At 53.9% G+C, this 21,935-nt stretch carries 28 protein-coding genes, 1 other RNA gene and 5 pseudogenes; 7 read left to right on the plus strand and 27 right to left on the minus strand.

From position 1 onward, the window contains the following. Positions 1-18: 18 nt before the first annotated feature. From JCM10550_RS23265 to JCM10550_RS20740, 14 genes and pseudogenes are all read right to left on the minus strand, one after another. Positions 19-480, minus strand: a complete 462-nt coding sequence (locus JCM10550_RS23265; protein WP_245619167.1) for a CBS domain-containing protein — start codon at positions 478-480, stop codon at positions 19-21. 106 nt (positions 481-586) lie between these two features. Next, positions 587-1,234 carry an alpha/beta fold hydrolase family protein gene (locus JCM10550_RS23270; RefSeq protein WP_245619180.1) on the minus strand — a complete coding sequence of 216 codons (648 nt, stop codon included), beginning with the start codon at positions 1,232-1,234 and terminating at the stop codon, positions 587-589. Continuing rightward, complete coding sequence (locus JCM10550_RS23275; RefSeq protein ID WP_245619169.1) at positions 1,143-1,574, minus strand: hypothetical protein; 432 nt, start codon at positions 1,572-1,574, stop codon at positions 1,143-1,145. The genes JCM10550_RS23270 and JCM10550_RS23275 overlap by 92 nt, the downstream gene beginning before the upstream one ends. A 2-nt stretch (positions 1,575-1,576) precedes the next feature. Next, a pseudogene (locus JCM10550_RS12410) lies at positions 1,577-2,863 on the minus strand (O-acetylhomoserine aminocarboxypropyltransferase/cysteine synthase). 58 nt (positions 2,864-2,921) lie between these two features. Continuing rightward, complete coding sequence (locus JCM10550_RS12415) at positions 2,922-3,164, minus strand: hypothetical protein (protein WP_157200247.1); 243 nt, start codon at positions 3,162-3,164, stop codon at positions 2,922-2,924. A 200-nt stretch (positions 3,165-3,364) separates the two neighbouring features. Next, a complete protein-coding gene (locus JCM10550_RS12420) occupies positions 3,365-3,637 on the minus strand; it encodes a hypothetical protein (RefSeq protein ID WP_157200248.1) in 273 nt (90 codons plus the stop codon). Between the two features lie 129 nt (positions 3,638-3,766). Beyond that, entirely contained in the window at positions 3,767-3,943 is a 177-nt protein-coding gene (locus JCM10550_RS19010; protein ID WP_157200249.1) for a hypothetical protein, read from the minus strand. Continuing rightward, positions 3,940-4,257, minus strand: a complete 318-nt coding sequence (locus JCM10550_RS12425; protein WP_157200250.1) for a hypothetical protein — start codon at positions 4,255-4,257, stop codon at positions 3,940-3,942. Before JCM10550_RS12425 ends, JCM10550_RS19010 begins: the two co-directional genes overlap by 4 nt. Further along, complete coding sequence (locus JCM10550_RS12430; RefSeq protein WP_062399570.1) at positions 4,214-4,873, minus strand: PKD domain-containing protein; 660 nt, start codon at positions 4,871-4,873, stop codon at positions 4,214-4,216. Before JCM10550_RS12430 ends, JCM10550_RS12425 begins: the two co-directional genes overlap by 44 nt. 31 nt (positions 4,874-4,904) lie before the next feature. Continuing rightward, positions 4,905-5,573 (minus strand): hypothetical protein, encoded by a 669-nt coding sequence (locus tag JCM10550_RS12435; RefSeq protein ID WP_062399571.1) that lies wholly within the window; start codon positions 5,571-5,573, stop codon positions 4,905-4,907. Next, positions 5,570-5,710 (minus strand): hypothetical protein, encoded by a 141-nt coding sequence (locus tag JCM10550_RS19015; RefSeq protein ID WP_157200251.1) that lies wholly within the window; start codon positions 5,708-5,710, stop codon positions 5,570-5,572. Before JCM10550_RS19015 ends, JCM10550_RS12435 begins: the two co-directional genes overlap by 4 nt. Beyond that, positions 5,707-6,273 carry an SBBP repeat-containing protein gene (locus JCM10550_RS12440; protein WP_062399572.1) on the minus strand — a complete coding sequence of 189 codons (567 nt, stop codon included), beginning with the start codon at positions 6,271-6,273 and terminating at the stop codon, positions 5,707-5,709. The genes JCM10550_RS19015 and JCM10550_RS12440 overlap by 4 nt, the downstream gene beginning before the upstream one ends. Then, complete coding sequence (locus JCM10550_RS12445) at positions 6,270-6,581, minus strand: hypothetical protein (RefSeq protein ID WP_157200252.1); 312 nt, start codon at positions 6,579-6,581, stop codon at positions 6,270-6,272. Before JCM10550_RS12445 ends, JCM10550_RS12440 begins: the two co-directional genes overlap by 4 nt. A 43-nt stretch (positions 6,582-6,624) precedes the next feature. Further along, positions 6,625-6,855, minus strand: coding sequence for a hypothetical protein (locus JCM10550_RS20740; protein WP_062399574.1), 231 nt, complete (start codon positions 6,853-6,855; stop codon positions 6,625-6,627). Positions 6,856-7,391: 536 nt separating this feature from the next. On the opposite strand from JCM10550_RS20740, the gene JCM10550_RS12455 reads away from it, so the two are divergent. Then, a complete protein-coding gene (locus JCM10550_RS12455) occupies positions 7,392-8,087 on the plus strand; it encodes a hypothetical protein (RefSeq protein ID WP_062399575.1) in 696 nt (231 codons plus the stop codon). Beyond that, positions 8,009-8,332 carry a hypothetical protein gene (locus JCM10550_RS12460; RefSeq protein WP_157200253.1) on the plus strand — a complete coding sequence of 108 codons (324 nt, stop codon included), beginning with the start codon at positions 8,009-8,011 and terminating at the stop codon, positions 8,330-8,332. Before JCM10550_RS12455 ends, JCM10550_RS12460 begins: the two co-directional genes overlap by 79 nt. A 143-nt stretch (positions 8,333-8,475) precedes the next feature. On the opposite strand, the pseudogene JCM10550_RS12465 reads toward JCM10550_RS12460, so the two are convergent. After that, positions 8,476-9,034, minus strand: a pseudogene (locus JCM10550_RS12465) (TATA-box-binding protein). Positions 9,035-9,744: 710 nt separating this feature from the next. On the opposite strand from JCM10550_RS12465, the gene JCM10550_RS12475 reads away from it, so the two are divergent. Continuing rightward, the gene (locus JCM10550_RS12475) at positions 9,745-10,167 is read left to right on the plus strand and encodes a hypothetical protein (RefSeq protein WP_062399581.1); all 423 of its coding nucleotides are present in this window, start codon (positions 9,745-9,747) and stop codon (positions 10,165-10,167) included. 11 nt (positions 10,168-10,178) lie between these two features. Continuing rightward, positions 10,179-10,517: a hypothetical protein gene (locus JCM10550_RS12480; RefSeq protein WP_157200254.1), complete on the plus strand. Its 339-nt coding sequence runs from the start codon at positions 10,179-10,181 to the stop codon at positions 10,515-10,517. 297 nt (positions 10,518-10,814) lie between these two features. Here JCM10550_RS12480 and JCM10550_RS12485 read toward each other — a convergent pair whose 3' ends face one another. The 4 genes and pseudogenes from JCM10550_RS12485 to JCM10550_RS23285 all read right to left on the minus strand — a co-directional run bounded on the left by JCM10550_RS12485 (position 10,815) and on the right by JCM10550_RS23285 (position 14,573). Further along, on the minus strand, positions 10,815-11,441 hold the full coding sequence (locus JCM10550_RS12485) for a hypothetical protein (RefSeq protein WP_157200255.1): 627 nt from the start codon (positions 11,439-11,441) through the stop codon (positions 10,815-10,817). Between the two features lie 248 nt (positions 11,442-11,689). Continuing rightward, entirely contained in the window at positions 11,690-12,826 is a 1,137-nt protein-coding gene (gene comD / locus JCM10550_RS12490) for a sulfopyruvate decarboxylase subunit alpha (protein ID WP_062399587.1), read from the minus strand. Next, positions 12,819-14,109: pseudogene (locus JCM10550_RS12495) on the minus strand (cysteate synthase). Before JCM10550_RS12495 ends, comD begins: the two are co-directional and overlap by 8 nt. Before the next feature lie 107 nt (positions 14,110-14,216). After that, positions 14,217-14,573: a hypothetical protein gene (locus tag JCM10550_RS23285; protein ID WP_245619173.1), complete on the minus strand. Its 357-nt coding sequence runs from the start codon at positions 14,571-14,573 to the stop codon at positions 14,217-14,219. Positions 14,574-14,599: 26 nt separating this feature from the next. On the opposite strand from JCM10550_RS23285, the gene JCM10550_RS25185 reads away from it, so the two are divergent. Beyond that, positions 14,600-14,734 carry a hypothetical protein gene (locus JCM10550_RS25185; RefSeq protein WP_281175388.1) on the plus strand — a complete coding sequence of 45 codons (135 nt, stop codon included), beginning with the start codon at positions 14,600-14,602 and terminating at the stop codon, positions 14,732-14,734. 118 nt (positions 14,735-14,852) lie between these two features. Here the strand turns inward: JCM10550_RS25185 and JCM10550_RS12505 are convergent. The 6 genes and pseudogenes from JCM10550_RS12505 to JCM10550_RS12530 form a co-directional block, all read right to left on the minus strand. Next, positions 14,853-15,570, minus strand: a pseudogene (locus JCM10550_RS12505) (GTP-binding protein). Then, positions 15,567-16,356, minus strand: a pseudogene (locus JCM10550_RS12510) (ATP-binding cassette domain-containing protein). Before JCM10550_RS12510 ends, JCM10550_RS12505 begins: the two co-directional pseudogenes overlap by 4 nt. A gap of 273 nt (positions 16,357-16,629) precedes the next feature. Continuing rightward, positions 16,630-17,601: a malate dehydrogenase gene (locus tag JCM10550_RS12515; RefSeq protein ID WP_062399589.1), complete on the minus strand. Its 972-nt coding sequence runs from the start codon at positions 17,599-17,601 to the stop codon at positions 16,630-16,632. A 13-nt stretch (positions 17,602-17,614) separates the two neighbouring features. After that, an RNA gene (gene ffs, locus JCM10550_RS12520) (signal recognition particle sRNA) lies at positions 17,615-17,939 on the minus strand. Positions 17,940-17,951: 12 nt separating this feature from the next. Next, a complete protein-coding gene (locus JCM10550_RS12525) occupies positions 17,952-18,722 on the minus strand; it encodes a hypothetical protein (protein WP_062399591.1) in 771 nt (256 codons plus the stop codon). Beyond that, positions 18,691-19,011 carry a hypothetical protein gene (locus JCM10550_RS12530; protein WP_062399593.1) on the minus strand — a complete coding sequence of 107 codons (321 nt, stop codon included), beginning with the start codon at positions 19,009-19,011 and terminating at the stop codon, positions 18,691-18,693. Before JCM10550_RS12530 ends, JCM10550_RS12525 begins: the two co-directional genes overlap by 32 nt. A 230-nt stretch (positions 19,012-19,241) precedes the next feature. Between JCM10550_RS12530 and JCM10550_RS12535 the strand changes: the two genes are divergently transcribed. Continuing rightward, positions 19,242-19,487: a metallophosphoesterase gene (locus tag JCM10550_RS12535; RefSeq protein WP_062399595.1), complete on the plus strand. Its 246-nt coding sequence runs from the start codon at positions 19,242-19,244 to the stop codon at positions 19,485-19,487. A 23-nt stretch (positions 19,488-19,510) separates the two neighbouring features. Further along, positions 19,511-20,047: a hypothetical protein gene (locus JCM10550_RS12540; protein WP_172673897.1), complete on the plus strand. Its 537-nt coding sequence runs from the start codon at positions 19,511-19,513 to the stop codon at positions 20,045-20,047. Between the two features lie 100 nt (positions 20,048-20,147). Here JCM10550_RS12540 and JCM10550_RS12545 read toward each other — a convergent pair whose 3' ends face one another. Next, positions 20,148-20,675 carry a DUF234 domain-containing protein gene (locus JCM10550_RS12545; RefSeq protein ID WP_245619182.1) on the minus strand — a complete coding sequence of 176 codons (528 nt, stop codon included), beginning with the start codon at positions 20,673-20,675 and terminating at the stop codon, positions 20,148-20,150. A gap of 288 nt (positions 20,676-20,963) precedes the next feature. Beyond that, positions 20,964-21,224: a hypothetical protein gene (locus JCM10550_RS12550; protein WP_157200256.1), complete on the minus strand. Its 261-nt coding sequence runs from the start codon at positions 21,222-21,224 to the stop codon at positions 20,964-20,966. Between the last annotated feature and the right edge of the window lie 711 nt (positions 21,225-21,935).

Genomic DNA, 21,935 nt, shown 5'->3' on the forward strand with positions numbered 1-21,935 from the left:
GAGGGTAACGATCTCTCTTTACGGTAGATGGGTTACCGGTATCCTATTCCCACTCATGCCTGTCTGCGTAAACGAAAACGCTAATATCTCCCCCCCAACAGTCTGCTCAGCCCTTCGCTGGTGATGATCCCAAGAACTGTTGTCCGCGTCCACCACCGGGAGTGCCGATATGGAGTTTTTCGTCATCTTCTCCGTTGCCTGCTCTATCGACTCTTCCGGCGCCGTGCAGACCACATCCGTTGTAATGATCTCCTCAAGCCTCTCAAGGCGGCAGGCAACGGCCTTTGCAATGTCCCATGATGTGACAATCCCTGAAAGTCTCCCCGATGCATCCGTTACCGGCAGGTGATTGATCCCTCTTCTGATGAGTACTGCCGATGCCGCTTCAATCGTTGCGTTTTTTTCGATGGTGACGACCGGAGTATACATCACATCCTTCGAGCAGATCCGGGAGAGGAACCGGCCGATGATGTAGTTCAACTGGCCACCTTCAATCAGAAAGGCGTCATGGCCGTAATGGGATCTGATTTCTGCATACTCCGCTTCTACTCCGTTTTCGAGCAGTGCTGATACAATCTCCTTTGATTCAGACGGCGGGTAAAGCCAGTCGGACGTGATTGATATGACCAGACATTTCGCCCTGACCGGTGAGAGCCCCCTCTGAGAGCGTGTTGTTTGTGGAGAGGTCGAAGAGATCCACGGCCTTTGTGATGTAGAGGTATGCGTTTGCATCAAATCTCCCGGTAAACGAACCGCCCTGATAATCGAGATAGCTTTCCACCTGAAAGTCCGGGGGGGACAGATCGGGTTCGTCTTTCTGTGCAAGCAGGGTATCCCTCCCGAACTTTTCATACATCGATTCAGAACTCAGGTATGTGGTATGGCCGATCATCCGTGCAAGCGAGAGGCCCTTTTTCGGGAAGGCAACCCCGTAGTAATGGCCGTCTTTCCACTCGGGATCATCGGTAACCGCCCTTCTGCCGATCGCGTTGAAGGCAATCTGTTGCGGGCCTGAGGACGCGGTCGTTGCAATTGCGACCACCCTTCTGACCATCTCCGGGTATGAGACCGCCCACTGTAAGACCTGCATCCCGCCCATCGAACCTCCGGCAACGGCAAAGAGGCGGGTTATGCCGAGATCATCAATGAGCAGCTTCTGTGCCCTGACCATGTCCCCCCCGATCGTCACGATGGGAAAGTCTGTTGCCCACGGTCTGCCCGTTGTCGGGTGTATCGATGCAGGGCCTGTCGAACCACTGCATCCCCCCCCAGCACGTTTGAGGAGATGACACAGAACTGGTCCGTGTCAAACGCTTTCCCCCGGCCCGATTGCAATATCCCACCAGCCCGGTTTCCGGTCCCCCCTCATGCCATCCGGCCGCATGGGCGTCTGCGGTCAGGGGGGGATGGCATATGAGTATTGCGTTGCTCTTGTCGGCGTTCATCCGGCCGTATATTTCGTAGGCAATATCAATGCCCGGCAGCACCCTGCCGCTTTCGGTAACAAAGTCTTCGGCGTATGAGAATGTCCCCCCCTCCTGAATTGCCCTGACCGTCCCTTTCCTATTTTTCATCTTCAGATTCTCTTCAGCGCTTCACTGAGATCTTCAATCAGATCGTCAGGGTCTTCGATGCCGATGGCGAGTCGCACGAAGTTGTCCCGGACTCCCGCAGCTTCTCTCTCTGTTTCCGGGAGCTGTGCATGGGTTGTCGATGCCGGGTGCACGATCAGGCTTCTGGTGTCCCCCCCGATGTTTGCCAGATGGGAAAAGAGCTTCACCTCCTCGGTCAGCCGGGAGGCAGGTTTCATCCCGCCTTTCATGCCCACCCCCCCGACAATCGGCCGAACCCTCCGGTGAGATATCGTTTCGCCCGGTCATGCGATGGATGGGATGAAAGACCGGGATACGAAACCCATTCAATTTTGGGGTGATCCGTCAGGAATTCTGCAACAATTTGGGCGTTTTCAGAGTGCTTTCTGATTCTAAGCGGCAGGGTTTCAAGCCCGGTCAGGAGCATGAATGAATTGAACGGCGATATGCACGGCCCCATATCTCGCATGAACTGCGCCCTCGCCTTTACGATGAATGCCGCATTCCCGAACTGTTTGGGATAGCATATCCCGCCGTAGCTCTCGTCCGGTTCGGTGATCTCAGGGAATGTACCGGAATCCCAGTCGAATGTTCCGGCGTCCGTGATTACACCCCCCCCATTGAATTGCCGTGGCCGCCGATATACTTCGTTGCGGAGTGGACGACGATGTCGGCACCGAAGTCAATCGGCCGGGTCAGGCCGACACCCACGGTGTTGTCGACGATGAAGGGTATCCGGTTTTCGTGGGCGATTTGGGAGAGTCTATCAAAGTCCGGGATGTCCAGCCCGGGGTTTCCGATGGACTCGACAAAGATGCCACGGGTCTTTTCGGTTATCTTGTTTTCAAATGCAGATGGGTCGTTTGCATCGGCAAACGAGACCGTTCTCCCGAGTTTCGGGAAGGTCTGGCTGAAGAGTTCATGCGTTCCCCCCCGTAGAGTTTGTCTCCTGAGAGGATCTCATCGCCAAGAGCGGTGAACGAGAGTATGGCCGTTGATATGGCAGCCATCCCTGATGCCGTTGCAAGCGATCCGACTCCTCCTTCAATTGCCGCCACTCTCTCCTCGAAAACCGCTGTTGTCGGGTTGTTCAGCCGGGTGTATATGTTCCCGGTCTCTTTGAGCGCAAAGAGATTCTTTGCCTGTCTGGAGTCTTTGAAGACATATGCCGCGGTCTGGTAGATGGGAACCGTTCGTGCCCGGGTCACCGGGTCGGGTGTTGCACCTGCATGGACGCAGAGGGTTGCCTGCCGGTATGTTTTATCGGTCATGGTATTACCTCAGGCGGGTGTGTTACGGCAATTTCGTCAAACGCGTCAGCGAGGTATCTCACCTTCTCCGATGGCCCGGATGCCTCTTCTCTGTCCCGTAGGGAAGGCTGGTGTCGATGGTCCTGAGCTTTGGCTGTCCGGTTCCCGATTCGATATCCGACAAGGTATGTTTCAGTGCTTTTGCCATATGGCTTACTGCTGTTTCGCCGTCTGCATCCGGCCCTGCCGGGAGGGGCTCCCGGAAGACTTTCCGAATCTTTTCAGGATCGAAAAGGGCCTCATATGTCTTTTGTATTCTCAAATCCAATGTCCCATCTCCTCTTTTCTTTCTTCCGGCAGAAGGCACCGATCACCATTGTGAACGATACCGGTTATGTTCCGGCCGATGACCCTGATAGGAATGGAAGAGATAAAAATAGATCCGGGATTTTGTGTAGGGTGTCGCAACAACACGGTCCATGTCTGTCGATCAGTATTGGGTGCGATCAGCGGCTGTCCGCCTCATGAATTCTGGTGAGAATTGGTGTTCCCCCCCCGAGTGATGGTCGTCACATATTCCTCAGTACTCACCATGGCGCCGTTTGGCACCTGGGTGATGCGGAGTGCATTGGAATCATAGAACGCGGCAGTCTGCGTGCCCTCTTCATCAAAGACCCGGACGATCCCATCCACCGAAAAGAGCATGACTGACCCGTAGGGGGGGATCTCGTAGTCTTTCGTCTGTTCGTCTGCCGCTACCAGCATGATTTCGTGCGTGAGCAGCACCGGTTTCATCGATTGGTTCACGGTAAGCGGGGGGGCAGGTGGAGTGCTTCCCAGTCGATGGGGGGGTTTTTGGGCAGGAGGGTGGGTGAAGGCTCCGGCAGGAGGTCGAATATCTGCGTGGTCTCGACATCGTAGCGTTCACTGAGGGGGGAAGACCTCGAGGCGGTACTCGCCCGGCCTGAGCAAAGATGCATTGACCATGCAGGAAAATCCCCCCCGTGTGGTGGCGTTAATCCATGTGACGGTGGTGTTCATATCCGCCCTCTCGTGCGACCAGTCATAGTTTTTCGGCGTGGGATGCGTTATGGTGGTCATGACGTGTACGCCGAGACGCTCCCCCCCTTCGGAAGGTTGGTGGTGCCTGAGATCCGGAGGGTATTTTTCCGTGCTGTTCCTATGGGGTCAATCTCAATTTGGGGCGGTGCCGCGATGATATGATAGATGGTGCAGCGGTCACGGGATATTGGATCGGTGATTGCCTGTATGAGGGTGCCGGCGGAGTTGTTTATTTCCATCGACCGGGCCGCGGTGAGCTGGAAGAGTCTGGTATTGCGGTAGAAAGAGGCGACTTCATCGGTGGTCGCATTATACGTGACGCCGAACCGGCCATCCGGTCCCGGCTCCTGCACCACAATCACGTACGTGGCATCGCTGAATCGACGCGTCTCCCCCGGGGGGGGTGAGGTAGTTGTAGGAGCGGTCGAAAGGTAGTTGCTGTTCGGTAACGGTCGCAGTATCCGGCCCGAACAGCCATATTTTGACCACGGATGAACCGGACTGCTGTGCTGTCCCGGTTATTTCAATGGGTTCGCCGGAGATGACGGAGAGCGTTGATTCGGGTGTAGGAAGGGGCAGTTCACGCAGGGAAACGGATTGCGACTGGTTGCCGGTCAGCCCGATCTCCAGTGTTTTGATGCCCTGTGTTACCCCCCCGGCCCGTGTCTCTGCGAACACCATGACGGGATAAGTCCCCCCCGTATGTGTAAACGTATGGGTGGTGTGCTGTCCGGTTGCATTCATGCCGTCACCGAAATCCCAGCGCCATGATGTGCCGGGTGTGGTGGGTGTGGCGTTGAAGATGACCGTGGCAGGAGGAGTATCATTCACCAGTCTCGCGGTAAATCCGGCATCCGCAAGATTTTCACAGAGCATCCGGAGCACGAATGCATCTGAATTGCCCTGTTTATTTCTGAACTGTGCATCTGGTGTGGTCGGGAAGGTGGCATCCATCGTCTTTCCGGTCATCCATATGGTGTTGTTTCCGGCGGCAGCGATGTCAGTTCCCGTTGAATAGCTCTCCTCTCCCAGGAATGTTGCGTAGGAAAGTGTTGTCAGGGGGGGCGTTCAGACGTGCCACGAACGCACTTGAATCCTTCATGAATGTCTGCTGATAGGCGCCGTCGGTGGTCGGGAAGTCCGGTGAACCGGTGACCCCCCCGGTCACGTAGCAGTCCCCCCCGTCCGCATCAACGGCGATGCCTCTGATCCCGTCCGATCCCGTTCCGCCCAGGAGCGTTGCCGCCACAATCCCTGTTCCGGTGGCGTTCAGGTGTGTGACAAATCCATTGGTGGTGCCGTTGTTCGTCTGCTGAAAGGCAGCGTCAGTTGCCGGGAAATCAGATGAACGGGTGTTCCCGGCGATTGCAATGCTGCCGTCGGGACACCGGGCGCATCCCGTTGCCTCGTCGTCACCGGAGCCGCCGATATACGTTGCGAAGAGGAGATCTGATCCGGACGGGCTTATTTTTGCCGCGAACACATCCGTTCCCCCTCCGGTGTGCGGGCAGCAGCTGCCAACCGTTGCCGGGAAGTCATGTGAACCCGTGGTTCCGGTGACGATGACGGCACCGTCCGGTTCGAGGATAATACCGGTCGCTTCATCGTGTCCTGTCCCGCCGAGACGGGTGGCATAGATCAGGTCAGTTCCTTTCGGGTGTAGTTTCAAAACGAACGCATCACCCGACCCCCCCTGCGGGTTCTGCTGGTATGCACCCGTTGTTGTGGGAAAGTCCGGTGAATACGTCGTGCCTGCACAGAGGCATTTCCTTGTTCGTCTACCGCGATGGCAGCACCCCCCATCACCGATTGACCCACCGATTACGGTTGAATACAGAAGCGAGGAGCCTGACGGATCGATTCTGGTGACAAAGAGATCCTGATCCCCCCCGCTGCCTGTTTTTGCGTAGGCTCCGTCTGTGGTCGGAAAATCCGCGGAACTGGTCTTGCCAGTGAGAAATGCGCTGCCCCCCCTGCTGTCCACCGCGATGCATGGATTGTACCCCCCCCGGCACCCCCCCACCCAGATACGTTGAATAGACGATTTGGTGTGTGGTGGCATCGAGTTTTGTCACAAACATCTGTGATGAACCGGTAGCGCTCTCTGAGTAATCCGGAGACTCTGCGTCCGGTGTAACGGGGAAGTCCGGCGAACTGGTGGTGCCGGTGACATAGATGTTGCCGGCCGGGTCGAGGGTAATACGGTTCCCGTCTTCATTGTCCAGCCCGCCAAGGTAGGTGGAGTAGAGAAGCTGGGGGTCGATTGTGAGCGGGACGGTCGGGTCATAGCGGCCGACTACAAACCCGACGTCATTGCCGTCCCAAAGTCGGTAGCAGACAGGCACCGTCACCTCTCTTTCGTCAATCATCTGGAAGCCGACCGGTGCGGATTCGTCTGGATACCGGTGGGTGTCGTAATGATGAGTGTCCCGTCTGTATCGACAGAAATTCCTGTCGCTCCTTCATAGTGAATTCCGATTGCTGAAGGGTTGGCACCGGGGGCCACGACAAATTCCCGCTTCATGTGGCCGTCTGTATCCCGGTAGATGCAGTCAATACCGGGATACAGGTTGTGATAGACAATGCCGGTATATGTGGTGAGGTTCGTGTACCAGCAGGAGGGGGTCAGACCCGGAAAAGAAGCTGGCCGAATTCTCCTGCGGGCCAATTCCCTCAATCACCGGGTGGGGGATCTGCCCCCCCCTCCCATGTCTGCACGATCACAGCATTCCCGGCGTTTTTTTCCCCCCGGCATCCGTGAGCACCACCAGTGAGTCCGGTATAAAAGTGAGCGTGGTGCGTCCACGAAGCACCGCGAAGGCGACCGGTTGCTCAAACTGTCCGGCATTGGGAATGAATCTGACCGGCAGAATGTTGGCGGAGCAGTCGGCATCCGGTGAGATGGGAGTTGATGAGGCTCCTTCGGCTGATACGCCAGCCCCCCCGCACACCACGGCAACGAGTGCGATTGTCAGGAGTGTGAGAGCAGGGACGCGGGATCGAGAGGGGGGCGGACTGGAACACTCATGATGTTACTATTATAAAAAGCGACCATTAATTTTTCTGATACAATCGTCTACATGTTTTAGGTAAGTCGATGATCATGACCGGGCACTTATTGTGCAGTTTCCTGGGAGTTTCATGAGCTGTCCGTGAACATATCGGAATGATGAAGATAAGGGATATTTGTATGCTGGGCGTTTCTGATGGTGAGAACAGCAACGGTCTTTCTGTCCGTCAGCGACATGATTGTTGACTCCGACACTCTCCAATTATCCACAGTATCCCATTGAGGAAATGGCGAGGAAGGGAGTCGCCAGCACTGCGGGCCATCATTTCCGGAGTGCGGATTTCTCTTTTGTTACCCCCCCGGAAAAGGGTTATCCCGGAAGCTGTCGCATCCTATGTACATGTTGGATGATTACTATGCGGTCAGCGAGATCTCCGGTGTGATCGACCGAACCAAAAAACTCCTCTGGCCGTTTCAGTGGGGGGGTGTCTGGCTCCGTATTGCCCTCATCGCTCTCTTCATCGGCGGGGGGGAGGGTTCAACCTCCCCCCCAGCGGCTCCTATGGTGACTTCTCCGATGCTGACCTCCCTCCGGGCAGTCTCTCCGACCTTGGGATGGACGGTCTCGGTCTCATCCTGTTCATCGCTGGTGTGGTCCTGCTGCTGGCGCTCATATGGATGTTCATTGGATCTGTCCTCCAGTTCGTCTTTGTTGACTGCCTCAGCAGTGGCCGGATACTGCTTACCCGGACATTTAAAGAACGCAGCGGTAAGGGTGTTCGCCTGCTGCTCTTCAATATCAGTATCACCCTGATCTTCCTCCTCATCATCGCCGTCCTGGCTCTCATCTTCTTCCTGCCGGTGATGGGCGGGACATCGCCCGGTAATGCAATGGCTATCGGCAGCGTGCTGACGTTCGTCCTCCTGATACTGCTGCTTATCATCCCGCTGGCGCTCATTGCGCTCTTCACTACCGACTTCGTTGTCCCCGTTATGATCCGGGATGACTGCGGCGTGATCGCGGCGTGGCGGCAGGTCATTGCCATCCTCGCACCCGAGTGGAAGCAGGCGCTCGTCTACGTGTCGCGAAAATTGTGCTTGGGATTGCTGCAGCCATCCTCCTCCTGCTCGCCCTCCTGCTCGCCCTCCTCGTCATCGCCATACCCTTCGTGATCATCGGGGTCGTGCTCGCGACGGTCTTCAAGGTGATGAATGTCACGCTCCTCCTCCTGCTCATCCTCTTCCTTGCGATCATCATCCCGGTAGCCCTGCTGATCCAGGTGCCCTTCGTCACGTTCTTCCGCTACTACTCCCTTCAGGTACTGGGGGGGAGACTGAACGCGAAGTACGCCCTCCTTCCCGGCGAATCCATGGATGAACCCCCCCGCCGCGTGATCAGGGGCCGGTCGGTACGGTGATATATGGAGGTTTTCCAGACACAGAAAAACAGGTGGTGGTCAGCAGGGTGAAAGGAACATTTTTCTCCTCTGATCATGAAAACCAGCTCCTGCAAGGGTTCTCGTCACTCTTGCCCTGACACCATCACCATTGAAAAAACAGGTTATTGTATTTGTTTTAATTTATTTTTCAGATAATCAATGGAGAGTTTCACGTCATCCAGATTCTTTGCCCCCGTGAGAATTAATTTCCCGGATGAAAAGAGCAACGCCACGACTTTTGGATCATACATCCGGTAGACCAGACCCGGAAACTGTTCGGGTTCATATTCAACACTCTCATGACTTAACGTGATAACCACTTTATTGAGGTTAATAAAATTTCCACTATCATAGGAACAGACCATATTTGAAATAACCACATCAGGGGGATTCAATCGTCTTTATACCCAGCTCGTTTAGCTGACGGACAATGGTAGCAAGGCCTTCCTGAAATTCTTCATTGTCTGATATTCCCGTCATGACGATTTTCCCTGATGAGAACAGCAGGAGTGCAATATCAGGGTTTTTCATATGATAAATGGCACCCGGAAATTTTGCTTTATTTAAATCACAGCCATCCAGTACGCCTGAAAGATATTCAATATCAATAGCTTCTGCAACACTTCCGGAAGCAACAATATTTTCAATTTTCAGTGAACTATATTCACCCACATCATCCATCGCCCTCTGTTATGCTTCTAAAACGATAACTATTCGCCAATAATTTTATCTTTGCCTCGTTAACGGGCCAGTTTCGGATCTTATTATCAGAGAATTAGTCCCGGATGATCGTCGTGATCGTACCGATCTTTTGAAACATCTGCACACTGCTACCCTCCCCCCCATCATTTTAGTTGTGGGCTTTCTGCCTGTGTTCTTCGTAAGATTAATGTGTATACTCCGTCCATACCCGATTCATACCGGTATCATTATGGGAGAAACATCTGTTTATGCACATATTTTGATTGCACGAGTGCCGGACTCGGTTCTCCTGTCCACCTCATATTCATTGTGGGAATTTTTTATGGAGATCTCTTTTCAGATATCGGACGTTACCTGCTGATGTTTTTGTCCCTGTTTCTCATCATCTACGGCATATATCTGGGAAATTCGTCAGATGATCGTGCTGGTTGCATGCAGGAAGAAGAACGCCACTTACCCACGGATGCAAAAATTCTGAAAATAACTGCCGTTTCATCCATTACAACCGGTCTGTTGCTATCTCTGTATTTCGGGGGGGCACCGGCATTTTTGTTTGCCCTTGCATGCAGTCTGCTGTTTCTTTTGTATAATTCCCTGCTGAAGAGGGTGCCTCTTCTCAAGGACATCATCGTCGGCTTTGGATTTACCTTTCCGTTGCTATATGGTGCCCTGATACATTCGGGGGGGATGTGCCGCCGATTTTATTCTATTTTGTCGTACTCAGTTTTCTTGCTGGATTTGGTATTGAGATACTGTGTGATATCAGGGATAGGGAAGAGGATGTTCTGTCACACGTTAACACCCTCCCGGTTATCACATCAGAAAAATGTTGTGCACTCATTACCTCGGCAATCTTCGGCTGCATCATTATTCTTGATCCGTTGCCATTCTTTTGGGACATTGATGCAGGATTATACCGAAATTATATCTTTCTATTTCTGATCATCATTCCGGTTGCAACCTTTGCCGTAATGATTTTCTCCCTCTCAAAAAATGCCGGTCCAGATAATGCCGGGAGATGGATCACCTATGCCCGCCCGGCGATGCTGGCAGGCTGTCTGGCATATGTCCTCGGGGTCGTTTTTCAGGATCAGTTTATATGCTTTTTATGAGATTTTATGGTATGGAAGAAACCGGGCATGAAAAAGATATTCTGGTATTTGTTTACAATGCGGACAGCGGTGTCTTCAGTGAATTAAAGGATTATGTCCATAAGGCTGTTTCACCGTCTACGTATGACTGTCCCTTGTGTGCACTGACCTATGGGAGCACGGGGATGAAGAAGGAATGGAATACCTTTTTGAAAGAGCTTGACTTCAGGGTTGAATTCCTGCACCGGGACGAGATGGCAAAAAAATATCCCGCTGTTGGCGTCCCTCTTCCGGCTGTATTTAAGAAATCGGGTTCGTCCATGAATCTGGTGGTGAATGCAGGAGAGATCGGGGGCATGCAGGGATCTTGAGGAACTGATGGACTTGTTGACGTACAAGCTGAAACACGTGGGTGTCATGATGAAAATGATGCACTGAGAATCCGAATGGACGGCATAATCCCTGCATTCCATCGGCGGAGGATACAACGGGGGGGTTATTCTTTCCTGTCAGCGTATGAAATATCGCAGACCCCTTCAACACGAAACACAATCAGAAAATACCGTGAATTCCCCCCATTGGAAAATAAATGAAATGGGAGCGGTCTCACTCCTTCTTCAGAACACCGGCTGCAACCAGCAGACTACCGACAAGGAAGACCGGAACCATCAGTGTGGGGAATTCCGGAACGGGTGGGTCCCGGGGTATCGGAACCTCGATGATAATCTTCTGTCCTGCCAACCGACAGGTTCAATCAGGACTGCGCCGATATCACCTGGTCCCGGCGAATACGCAGGGTCTGCAGCAGCGATTAATCCCTGGGAAACAAGGTTATTCCAATCGGCGGTGGTAAACAGTGCAGGTTTCCCCCCCTGGCCCAGTATCTTCAGGACTGCGACCTCGATTTCAACATAGGTGGCACTTCCCTTGTTGTTCAGGATCCAGTTGATCCTGTTCCAGTCATCACCTTTCCCAAGGGTTGAAGAAAGACAGGCCATATACGCAGTACCCCCCCTGATTGAACTGCTCCCGGTATCGACGCACCAGCCGGGATAGTCGGCCCCCCCGTGTTTTTCACGAGCAGAAGAGGAATCTGCCCCCCCATTTGTATTTTCAAAGACAGATACGTCAAAGTACGTGCCCATTCCTCCCGGCGAATATATCTCGTCGATCCAAACGATCATATCGGTGGGAAGCATGTCCCATTCTACCGTGGGTGACGACATAGCAATGGCTGGTGCTACCAAACAGAGTGCGGCAGCCAGCAACACTATGCAGAGTTTTTTTATTTTCATAACCTACCTCATTTTACATGCAAAATCGATGGCGTCCCGTCTTCAGCAGGTGAACACCGTCTTGCACATGTGCCCACGTTATCCAATCACTATATATGGTGATGTGCCTGACAGAAGTGCACAGCAATCCCGGTGCATCAGAGGGCAGAGACTCTTCTTTGCTTATTTTCCGGGAGGTATCTCTCATCAGTATTAAAAATGGGTTTCCGGGGGGGATTCTGCTTGAATTTCTGCTCCCGGTGATGCGCTCAGACCCGATCGAATGAGCCCACAAAGCGCTCTTTGATCTCAATCGGTGAGAGCGGGATATTCTTTGCGTCCGAATTTCCCGGTTTTAGGAGGACATGAATAAAGCACGGGCCTGTTTTCCTGTTTTGCCATGCACATTTCAGTTCGTCTGCGGTGTGCACCTTGCAGGTGTGGGTGATGCCTGCTGCGCGTGCATACAACTCCATGTCAACGCCGCTCCAGGCATGCGTCATCTGGTTGCCGGTGCTCCCGAACGCCCCCCCGTTGTCAAGGCAGATGATGGTCAGGTTTTGGGGGGGTTTTTCTGCGGCGATTACCGGCAGAATCGCGGTTCCCAGCAGGCTCCCGTCGCCGTCAAGCACAACGACATCGCGTTCGGTTCCCTGGCTGATGCCAAATCCGATGGGGGGGGATGCCTGCGTATAGCTTCCGAGCATGTAGAAATTCTCGTCCCGGTCGGATGCGGCGTAGAGCTCCTTTCCCGGCACACCGATGTTTGAGACGATCAGTTCATCATCCAGCACCTCTGCAACGGCTTTGATCGCGTCTGCCCGTTTCATCACCGGTTCCGGGAGTCTGCGGGTGTAACTGAGTGCCACGTCCCGCTGCCGGGCGGGGGGGAATATGGTTCCTTTCACCGAGCAGCGGCTGCACTCCCAGACTTTCGGGATGATTAACGCCACATGCGGGCGTGAATGGATATACGCATCCCTGATAACATCCCGGATCTGTTCCAGTTCAGAGATGTCGGATATGATGGTGTAGGGAATGCCCAGCACATCGAGCAGACCGGGAATGTGTATGTTGAACGGCACCTGTGCCGGGATCTTTTCCTCGTAGACCCCTCTCCAGCTTGCAAGGATGGGGGGGAGCGGCAGGTGGTAGAGCACGGTCAGGGACATCATTGCGTTGAACATGTTTCCCAGACCCGAGCTCTGAATATGCACCACCGGTTTTTTTCCGGCGAGACAGAGGCCCGCACACAGACCGACCGCGTCCTCCTCCCGCATGACGGTGATCGTCTGCGAATACGTCTCCAGAAGGGAACAGAGTTCCTTTGTTCTGTCACACGGGAGAATGACCGTCAAGTCGATACCCTCTTCCGAGAGGATCGTACGCACCCGCTCTTCAGGCATAGCTCTTCACCCAGCCTTCGATATCGCGTCTGACTGCATCAACCGTGGCACCTTTCTTCACCCCCCCGAACAGGGGGGGTTCCACCGGGAACCGGGTTTTATCCTCTGCCACGCGTCGGTATCCGCCGCCGGTGATGTTGAGCAGGATGGAGTCATCCCTTCCGACCGCACCCGTCTCCACCGCTTTGATGAGCGATGCCACACATACCGATGCCGCCGGGTCAAGGTCTATCTCCTCTGCGTCGACAAATCGCTTTTCCGCCTCCGTTGCTTCGGTGTTGGTGATAGCGTCCATCGTGCCGTTCGTTGCGATGAGTGCGTCGTAGACACCTCCTCTGACGGCGTAGGGAGGTTCCCGGTTGGTCAGCACATCGGCATAGACCTGACTGACAGCATGACGGGCATCCGGCATATCCGTTTCCGGAATGATCTCACGTCTGTTGTTTTGCCAGGCGTGGGTCATCGGCACAAAGGGTTCGTTCTGTGCAAGGTGCAGGCGTGGCAGGTTTGTCCCGAACCGTCCGTCGCCCTTCAACCGCATCGCCGCCTCCCATGCCGCAATGCCTCCGGTCCCGCTGCCCACCGCCTGGAAATAATGATCCGGCAGTTCTCCTGCCGTAACCGTGCCGTCCAGCATCACCGTTCCCATGCCGTCCCTGCGGGCGACATTCCGTGCACCGCCCTCCGCGACGATGCCGGGTATGCCACAGACCGCGTTTCCGAATGCGATTGAATCGGTATAGTCTCCGTCCACGGTGATCAGACAGACGTTTTCGGTGGGTGTGGTTGTCCAGAGCCGGTCCACCGCAGATTCCGGCACGACCACGACCACCGGGGGGGCACCAGTGATCGCTGATACCTGACAAAACGCCCTGCCGGTGTTTCCGGCTGATGATATCTGAAGAATGCCGTTGCCTTTCTCTTTCATCCGGACGGTGGTCGGGAGTGCCTCCAGTTCCTTGAACGAGCAGGAATCAGTCTGTGCACCTCGTTCCGGCCAGTAGCCGGAAAAACCGATAAAAAGATGTGAGAGCCCCCCCAGTTCCCGTGCCAGTGCTTCGCTCTGGTAGGTGACCGGGCCCGCATCGGAGGGCAGGTATCCTTCCACCGGCAGCCAGTCGGAGAACCGGAATATTCCCGGCAGGGGGGTTCGAATGTCAAGCATTTTTTCCGGTATTCAGCCTGATCAGGCCGGTGCAGCCCTTTGGGCAGACATTGGTATAGTGGTCGGGGGGGATAATGGTCCCGCAGTTCGGGCATCTGAGCACATATTTTTCGGTCATATTCATCACCAGTGAGAATTTACGTTCGGTATCTTTTGTTGCAGCGCTGGCGGGGCGCTGACCCCCCCGTTCCTGCTTTTGGTCTTCCGGACGTTCTGCAATGGATGTCAAAGGCGTATGTCCTCCACCCTGATCTGTGTCCCGGATGACTTGTTCAAAATCATATTGACGACTCCCGTATGTCCGAGATACATCATACAGAACCCCCCCGGCAAAAACTTCTGTCTTTTGCCGAAGACCGGTGCATGGTTTACCGTCCTTGCCATACCTTCAAACCCGGTTATGTGGTAGGCTTCGATATCTTTGTATGCCTGTCCACGCGAGAACTGCGGGCCGACCACATGAGTGGTGATGACCCCGCTGACGGGGGGGGATGCGTCGATCACTCTGAGCACATGCTGGACCGGGCAGCCCGCACCCATCGGTCTGCCAACCACGATGTCCCCCCCGCTCTGATATCCCATTTCTCAACGAGGTCCGGCCGGAACGGGTGGATGATCTTGCGTGCGGAGATCTCGCCCGGCAGGGGGGGTTCAAGGATGAAATCATACGGCTCTTTGTGAATGTCGAAACCGGAGTAGACCGCCTCGGAGGCATGACGCAGTCCGGGAGCACACGCTGGTAGAACGGGCAGTCCCCCCCATGGGATTTTGTGCCTTTTTTTATCTGTTCAAGAAACGCTGCGCATGACGCCGCCCCACATGCCCCCGCAGTCTTTCCCCGGAGGTGTCCAGCTCATATTGTTAGTCCCCCCGATAGAGGTAATCCGCCCCCCCGTCCAGTTTTCGGATCACCCCCCCGAAATGGTTCTGCCACCCGATCTCGGTCTTGCCGATGCAGATCGTGCAGACGCCAAGGGGCGGGGGGCACCCCTGAGCGTGATCGTATCCGGGTCGTGTATGTCGGGGCACTCGTCAATCGCACGGAGCAGGTAGCGCATACCGGTCCCCTGCACGGCATTAGTCTCGATGATGTCGATATCCGCGTTCACCTCCTTGATCCGCTCACGGAAGACCTCTTTTTCCGCCTGTGATACGAGGTCGATGCGGGTCACGACGGCCATGTCGGCAAGGGCGATCATCGGCGCCATCTTCAGGGGGGGCGTGTTGATGCCGTTCACCGCACTGGTCACGACTATGCCCAGCGACTGGGTGGTGTAGGGAGAACACCGGAGACAGAGTCCGGCACTCTCGACGATCAGGATGTCGGCCTGTTCTTCTTCGGCCCATTCGATGGCATCCTTCATCACCATGACGCTTGCATGATCCGGGCAGAGATCACCTGAGTATACTTTTTTGTCGGGATGCCAAACTCCTGTCTCAGCTCCTCATCCTCAAACGCCCGGGTGACATCAATCTTCAGGTAGGCGATCTGCCAGAGTGTGCCGATATTTTTGATGATCTGCTTTACCACTGCGGTCTTCCCGCAGGACGGCGGTCCTGCAATGACGAGCAGTTTCATGGGGATCCCTGACTGCAGATCATCTCTCCTGCACGAATCTGTTCCCGCATCCGGCACAGGGCCCGGTCCAGTTCGATGACCCTGAGCAGCGCTTCCTCTTCCCTTCCGTTCGGTTCAAGCACGTCACTGACCCCGCCGTTTTTCATGACAATCCTCCGGTCGGACATCAGGGATACCATGGGATCATGGGTGACAAAAATAAGCGCTTTATTGTATTCTTTGAGGGTTTCAATCACCCGGTCTTTGAAAATTCCTGCATTTTCCACCTCGTCCAGCAGGATTAACGGGGTATCGCTGATGGTGATTGCATCCGCGACCATGAGCGAACGGGTCTGTCCCCCCCGGAGAGTGCGGTCATCTTTCTGTCGGGGGGGTGGATCTTCTCGCCGGTGAACTCGTTTGCGAGGTCGATGGTCGTTTCGATGAGTCCGGGCTTGACAATCCCACGGGATCGGATGTGCATTGCCAGGAATTCAGACACCTTCAGGTCTGCAAGGCATTTGGTATTCTGAGTAATCAGTGCCACCGGTTTTTTGCAGGGTCGCGTATGTAGTCCTCCGGGGGGGGATGGGCACCATTTACCAGTATGGTCCTACCCGTCGCGGTGTCATTCCGGGCAAATATTTCAATGTCCGTTATGAACGCACTCTTGCCCGAACCGGTCGGGCCGACGATGGATAGTGTGTCACCGGGACGGATGATGATTTCATCAAAGTTTTCCGGTTCCCCCCCTGCCCGGTTCTTTCCGGACAGGACGGTGATCTCCTCGATCCTCTCAGAGTTCATATGTAGATTTCCTCTGCCCCGGATATTATGTTTATCCATTTGTGTGCAGATTGTTGGACATATGTGTCCAATGATATCGATCAAATATCCAATTTATGATAATTAACTCATTTTGGATCTAAAATCCGGATCTGTGCGATCTGCCATTATGCGTCATCGTTACCGGGGAATACCCGGATAAAAAAGGGCATGCGGTGTACTCTGATCGTGGAAATCAGCCTGCATCAGAAATGGAAAGCAGGGTTCTTACAGAAAAAAGGGTATGGGTATAACTTAACGTCCGTGGCAGCTCTCATCCAGCTGTTCAATGACTTCCTGGGTGACACTCCGGACCTTCTCCACCGATTCCCGGAACCCCCCCTCCACTTCGGTTTCACTGATGGTAATGGCAAGGGGTGTGGCACCATTTTTATCCAGCCGGGCGGGGGGGATGCCGATGCAGACATCACCGATGTTGTGGATCTCGCTGCTGATGAAGGCGGAGACGGTGAGTATCCGTTTTTCATTACCGAGAATGGTGCGCACAATGGTTGCTATTGCGTCACCCGGCCCGTAGACGGTCGCACCGATGCGGCTGATGATGGCCGACCCGGCGTTCATGACATTGTACATGATCTTGTCTTTCGGGAAGTCTTCAAACTCGGGGAGGTTCCGGATGGAGATCCCTCCGACGGTGGTCGCCGACCATAACGGGACCATGGACTCACCATGCTCGCCGATGATACGAGTATGGACTTCGCTGACATGCACATCGAAGTATTTGGCAAGATTCCATTTCAGGCGCATCGAGTCCAGATGGGTGCCGAGGCCGATGACCTTGTTTGGTTTCATTCCCGAGTATTTCAGGGCCACCGCGGTCATCACGTCGACCGGGTTGGAGACGATGAATAAAATTGCGTTGGGTGCGTACCACCCGACCATGGCGGCGACTTCGGATATCATCCGTGCATTCTCGTGGGCAAGGTCAATTCTGTCCTGACCTTCCTTTCGCGGAACACCGGATGTCACGATGACGATATCAGACCCCCCCTCAAGATCCTTTGGGATGCAGGAAAATTTCACGTCCGCCTGGTTGCCGCGTGCGGCAAACGAGTCATGGAGATCATAGGCGAGCCCGTGCAACACTTCTTCCCGGCCCGGCCGCCCGAACAGCAGCAGTTCGCTGACATACGGGATATATGAAACTGCAAGTGCAGTGTATCGGCCGACATTGCCGGTCGCTCCGATGATTGTGACTTTACCCATTAAAAACACCAGAAAAGGGACATATCCGGGGTAGACAATACGTGTCTGCCGTATTCTGCCACTCCATCCTCCACCCCCCCGCACCCCCCCATGGGCGCCGAATGTTCACGGTAAGCCTGCTCCCTTCCGGGCCTGGGCCGGTCTCCGCGACAAGGGGTAGGATATTCCCTACGGAATATCCAAATCCCCCCCGCCATTGACCTCATGGGACAAGGCTTCGCAGTCAGGAAATGGTAGCTTCAGACAGATCGCCAAAGCCGTCTCCGGACTATCACCCCCCCCGCGTATCGGCGGTTTCGGGCAACAGGTGACGCCTAACCACCCGGGCTAGTCCCCATATCATGTTGTCCTTATGGAATAAAAACCTCGCCGCCTGTTTCTCTCTTCCACCGGTGCAGGGTATCTGCCATCAAAGCCCGGTCTTCCTTGCCAAAGAGGTCAATTACCGTGAGATCCACGCTTTTTGGAAGCACATCTGCGAGCTGGTGCAGGTCTCCCCCCCACCAGACCTCGTAGTGTTTTCCATCCCCCCCGAAGGCATCGGCCACCTTCCGGGGTTCTTTCCGGACAGGTGACTCCTGCACCTCTGCGTAGGCAATATGCATCTCCACACCCTCCAGACCCAGGGTGTCGCGATTGATGTTCAGGTTGACGGCCGTCCAGTATGCCGCATATCCCCAGGCATCGTTCATGATGACCCGGGGGGGGATGTCATACTGGGCTGCGACGATGCCGAGCGTCCCCCCCACGCCGCAGGCGGCATCGACGAAGACGGAGGGTTCATGTTGTATCACTTCGGTGGCGGTGGCGACGAGCTTCGGGTCAAACCCGCGGGGATACTCGATGTGGGCACAGGACTGCTGCATGAAGACGGTGACCGGCGCCTCTTCGGTCTCGAATATATTGGCCCTGACGTCGCACCCGGCAAGCAGGGTGTTGACGTGGTATTCCGGCTCAGGATCTGTTTCAGCGATGCCGGGCACCTTTCCGGTGTCGTGCACGACCCCCCCTTTGACCTCGGGGACATTCGCTACGATGCGGTCTGCCGCATTTTGGGTAACCGGGCGGGAGAGAAATACCAGGGATGCCTCACCGTGATGGGGCGGTGCGGTGAGTGCCACCCCCCCCGGATGGATGAGGGGGGGATACCTGCGGCCATGACGGGGGGGGCGGTGGGGGGGCAAGGTCTCCTTCCTCTGCCATGATGGTCCAGCAGTCCGCCACCACCTCGTCAAGTGGCCGTTTTTCGCATGCGGAACATGGCGCTCTGCTGCGGTATGACGGGGGGGGTGACTGTTTATTAAGGACGGTGGACCTGCATGAAGGACAGGGAGAAAAGCGTTCTTCACGCTGTCGGGTAATTTCTGCTGCTTTTTTGAGGCAGGAACTGCCACACACCTGGCACTTCATTATTCAGGTATTAGTATGCTGTTCCTGATAATGGTTGGTGGACCAATGTTTGAGTACGAAACCGAATGCTTTATATTCTGCTCCCATAAATATGTATGGATTTCATGAAAGACAGGCTCAAAACATATACACCGCATATCTACGCTACGGTGTTTGGTCTTGTCCTCCTTACGGGAATGGGGGGGGTATATGGTTTATGAAGCCAGTCGGCCGAGATTACCGTCATTGAGATGGAGGGGGCACCCAATGATATCGTCTTTATCGCAGACCCGCACCTGAAGAGCGGGAATCTGGCGTTTATGAGTTCGGTGGCGGAGGAGATCAATGCCCTCAATGCCTCGGTGGTCCTTATCGGGGGGGATTTTGTGACCAGTGACGAGGATGATCTCAGTTACCAGAACGTCTGGGCAGAGATTGATGCGCCGGTCTATGCCGTCCTCGGCAATCATGATTATAAGGCGGGCGTCCACGGCTGAACGGGCCTGCAAAGATGCTGGCGATGCAGGAGGCTGATCTTTCAGTAGATGGGTATGATGTCTCGATGCTGCAGGATGACCCGCTGATTGATCTCGCATACGGGGCAGATGTTGCCGCGGCCCTTGAAGGCGCCGGTGTCCGGGTGATGCAGAATGAGTATGAACTGCTGAACCTTGACGGGACAGAGCTCATGCTTGTCGGGGTGGATGATGCATGGGCGGGCCGGGCGGATCCCCCCCCGGAAGTCCCGGAGACGGATGCCTTCACCATCTATATGATTCACGAACCGGGTGCCCGGGCGGACTGGGACGCGGACTTGATTCTCTCGGGTCATCTGCACGGCGGACAGTTCAGCGCACCGGGTCTGGAAGTGATTAAGGATCTGGGAATTGTTGATATTCAGGGGTTCTGTAATCAGGGCGAGACTCCTGCTTTCATCACCCGTGGCATCGGGTCATCGAGCATGATCGAGCAGGATCTCCGGTTCGGCACACCGCCGGAGATTGTGGTTATTAATCCGTCCGTCCCGATCGACGGGGCGGATGTGATGCGGGCGTGATGAAGATTCTGCCCGTTGTGACGGGCACTGGATATGGTGTCTGAGTTCTCCGGTAGCTGCAGGGTAATAATCTTTTTATTTTTGGGTGAAATCCCGGCATTCACAGCTCAATAATTTTACTGTCTTCGATCAAATCAAAAATATCATAAAAAACGTGCCCTTTATCCTCAAGAACTGCCCGGTCAGCGTCATTCATACCCTTAGCCACAATTCCGGTAATCATATTGCGGTTTTTCTCTTCACCGGAAATTTTGGGTTTATTGTCCCCACAACTGTCAATTCCTGAATCAAACACTTTCTTTTCAAAACAGGCAGTATCAAAAAATCCCGGAATAAGGCTGAGCTTATTCTCAAGCTTCTTCAGAACCAAAAGAGCATCCTCTGCTGTCATAGTCCTGCTTTTAACTTCAATTGCAACCGGGACTTTTGATGTGCCGAGGGCGATAAAATCAATTTCATCTCCGCGTCTGTTCCACCACCCTCCGGTCATCTCATATTCCCAATACCTGCGGTCGAAAAGCAGACTTCTGGCAAGATCTTCAAATACATGGCCGGAATAGGACTGCCACTCTTTATGGACGAGATTTTCAATGGTGCTGGTATCCTTGCCGCTTATGAAACTGCTCATATTCGGATAGATGAAATATGCATAAAATCCGAAAAAATTGTCTTTCAGCACATATCTGCCTTTCTTGGAATGTCCTGGTTTCTCAGTTGCAGGAATCCGGTACTCAACAATTCCCAGGAGGTGAATAAGATTGTTGAGATATGCCGTAAGAGATCCCGGTGCAATATGGGTCATGTCTGCGATCTCTTTCTGTGTAGACCTGCCCCCGTGCAAGTGCAGATATTATCTCGTAATATGTTGGGTGGAGGCGGCCGAATTCCTCAACAAGTACATCCTTTACTTCATCTTTCAGGGGGGCCCGAATTCATCAAAAACAAGATTTTTCAGGGCTGAATCAAAACTATTGCATCCAAATTTTTCAGCAAGCCGGTAATAATAGATCATCCCGCCAAAGAGAAGGTACAGTTTCAGCTTCTCTTCCCTGTCCCTTACACCAATACTATCAAGGTAATTCCAGATTTCGTCCGGTGAAAATGGCTTCAGGGTCAGAATGGTATCAGCTCGTTTAAAGAGTGGTGCACCACCCTCAAGGAATATTTTATTCATCATCCCACCGACGATCCCGAGGCGATAATAAACAGCCGGGAGAAGTCTCCCCTCATATCCCATTTGTTCTGTAATTGCGTAATAAACGCGGGATATATGTCATAAAATCTCTGGAATTCATCAAATACAACAACAAGATCCTCACGACAGGTAAACAGAAAGTCAAGCAGATCCTCCGGTGTGGTAATTTTGACGTAGGCAGGAAGACTGAGGGTATCAGTGATTTGATAATAAAAATCCTGAATAAGGATATCAATCGTTTTATTGTTGTCAACAAAAAAATAAAGCGATTTTTATCTTTGATAAATTCTCTGATGAGTGAAGTCTTGCCAACCCGCCTTCTTCCGTTGATAACAACCATGCCGGGGGGGAGTTTACCATATAACTTCTGCAGGAGTTGAAGTTCCCTTTCCCTGCCATAGAAAACCATAATGATTATAGTTATAATCATTATGGTTATAATCATTATCTCCCCCCAGAGGGATCCGGATGTGGGTTCAACCAAAATTTTTAAGGGTGTGTGCACCAGAACCCTCAAAGGTATCGGTCAATACATGGGACAACCGGATCTGTAATACATCCCGGATGTGGAGGTTCTTGTTTTGGCGACGGTTCGCTGCTGAACCGGCAGTTCCCGATATCAGGAAAGGATCTCAGTTCCTGTTTTCCTCCCTGAAAGATACAGGTGGGTGACGGGTGGCCCCCCCTGTTCCC

Source organism: Methanogenium cariaci JCM 10550 (assembly GCF_001315945.1).
Lineage (GTDB): Archaea > Halobacteriota > Methanomicrobia > Methanomicrobiales > Methanomicrobiaceae > Methanogenium > Methanogenium cariaci.

Coding starts and splice junctions, on each gene's coding strand:
- JCM10550_RS23275 (WP_245619169.1), bottom strand. CDS start 1,574: ATGAAAAATAGGAAAGGGACGGTCAGGGCAATTCAGGAGGGGGGGACA.
- JCM10550_RS12420 (WP_157200248.1), bottom strand. CDS start 3,637: ATGAAACCGGTGCTGCTCACGCACGAAATCATGCTGGTAGCGGCAGAC.
- JCM10550_RS19010 (WP_157200249.1), bottom strand. CDS start 3,943: ATGACCACCATAACGCATCCCACGCCGAAAAACTATGACTGGTCGCAC.
- JCM10550_RS12430 (WP_062399570.1), bottom strand. CDS start 4,873: ATGACCGGAAAGACGATGGATGCCACCTTCCCGACCACACCAGATGCA.
- JCM10550_RS12440 (WP_062399572.1), bottom strand. CDS start 6,273: ATGATTGACGAAAGAGAGGTGACGGTGCCTGTCTGCTACCGACTTTGG.
- JCM10550_RS12480 (WP_157200254.1), top strand. CDS start 10,179: ATGGAAGAAACCGGGCATGAAAAAGATATTCTGGTATTTGTTTACAAT.
- JCM10550_RS12485 (WP_157200255.1), bottom strand. CDS start 11,441: ATGAAAATAAAAAAACTCTGCATAGTGTTGCTGGCTGCCGCACTCTGT.
- comD (WP_062399587.1), bottom strand. CDS start 12,826: ATGCCTGAAGAGCGGGTGCGTACGATCCTCTCGGAAGAGGGTATCGAC.
- JCM10550_RS23285 (WP_245619173.1), bottom strand. CDS start 14,573: ATGGGATATCAGAGCGGGGGGGACATCGTGGTTGGCAGACCGATGGGT.
- JCM10550_RS12515 (WP_062399589.1), bottom strand. CDS start 17,601: ATGGGTAAAGTCACAATCATCGGAGCGACCGGCAATGTCGGCCGATAC.
- JCM10550_RS12530 (WP_062399593.1), bottom strand. CDS start 19,011: ATGAAGTGCCAGGTGTGTGGCAGTTCCTGCCTCAAAAAAGCAGCAGAA.
- JCM10550_RS12535 (WP_062399595.1), top strand. CDS start 19,242: ATGGAGGGGGCACCCAATGATATCGTCTTTATCGCAGACCCGCACCTG.
- JCM10550_RS12540 (WP_172673897.1), top strand. CDS start 19,511: ATGCAGGAGGCTGATCTTTCAGTAGATGGGTATGATGTCTCGATGCTG.
- JCM10550_RS12545 (WP_245619182.1), bottom strand. CDS start 20,675: ATGAGCAGTTTCATAAGCGGCAAGGATACCAGCACCATTGAAAATCTC.
- JCM10550_RS12550 (WP_157200256.1), bottom strand. CDS start 21,224: ATGATGAATAAAATATTCCTTGAGGGTGGTGCACCACTCTTTAAACGA.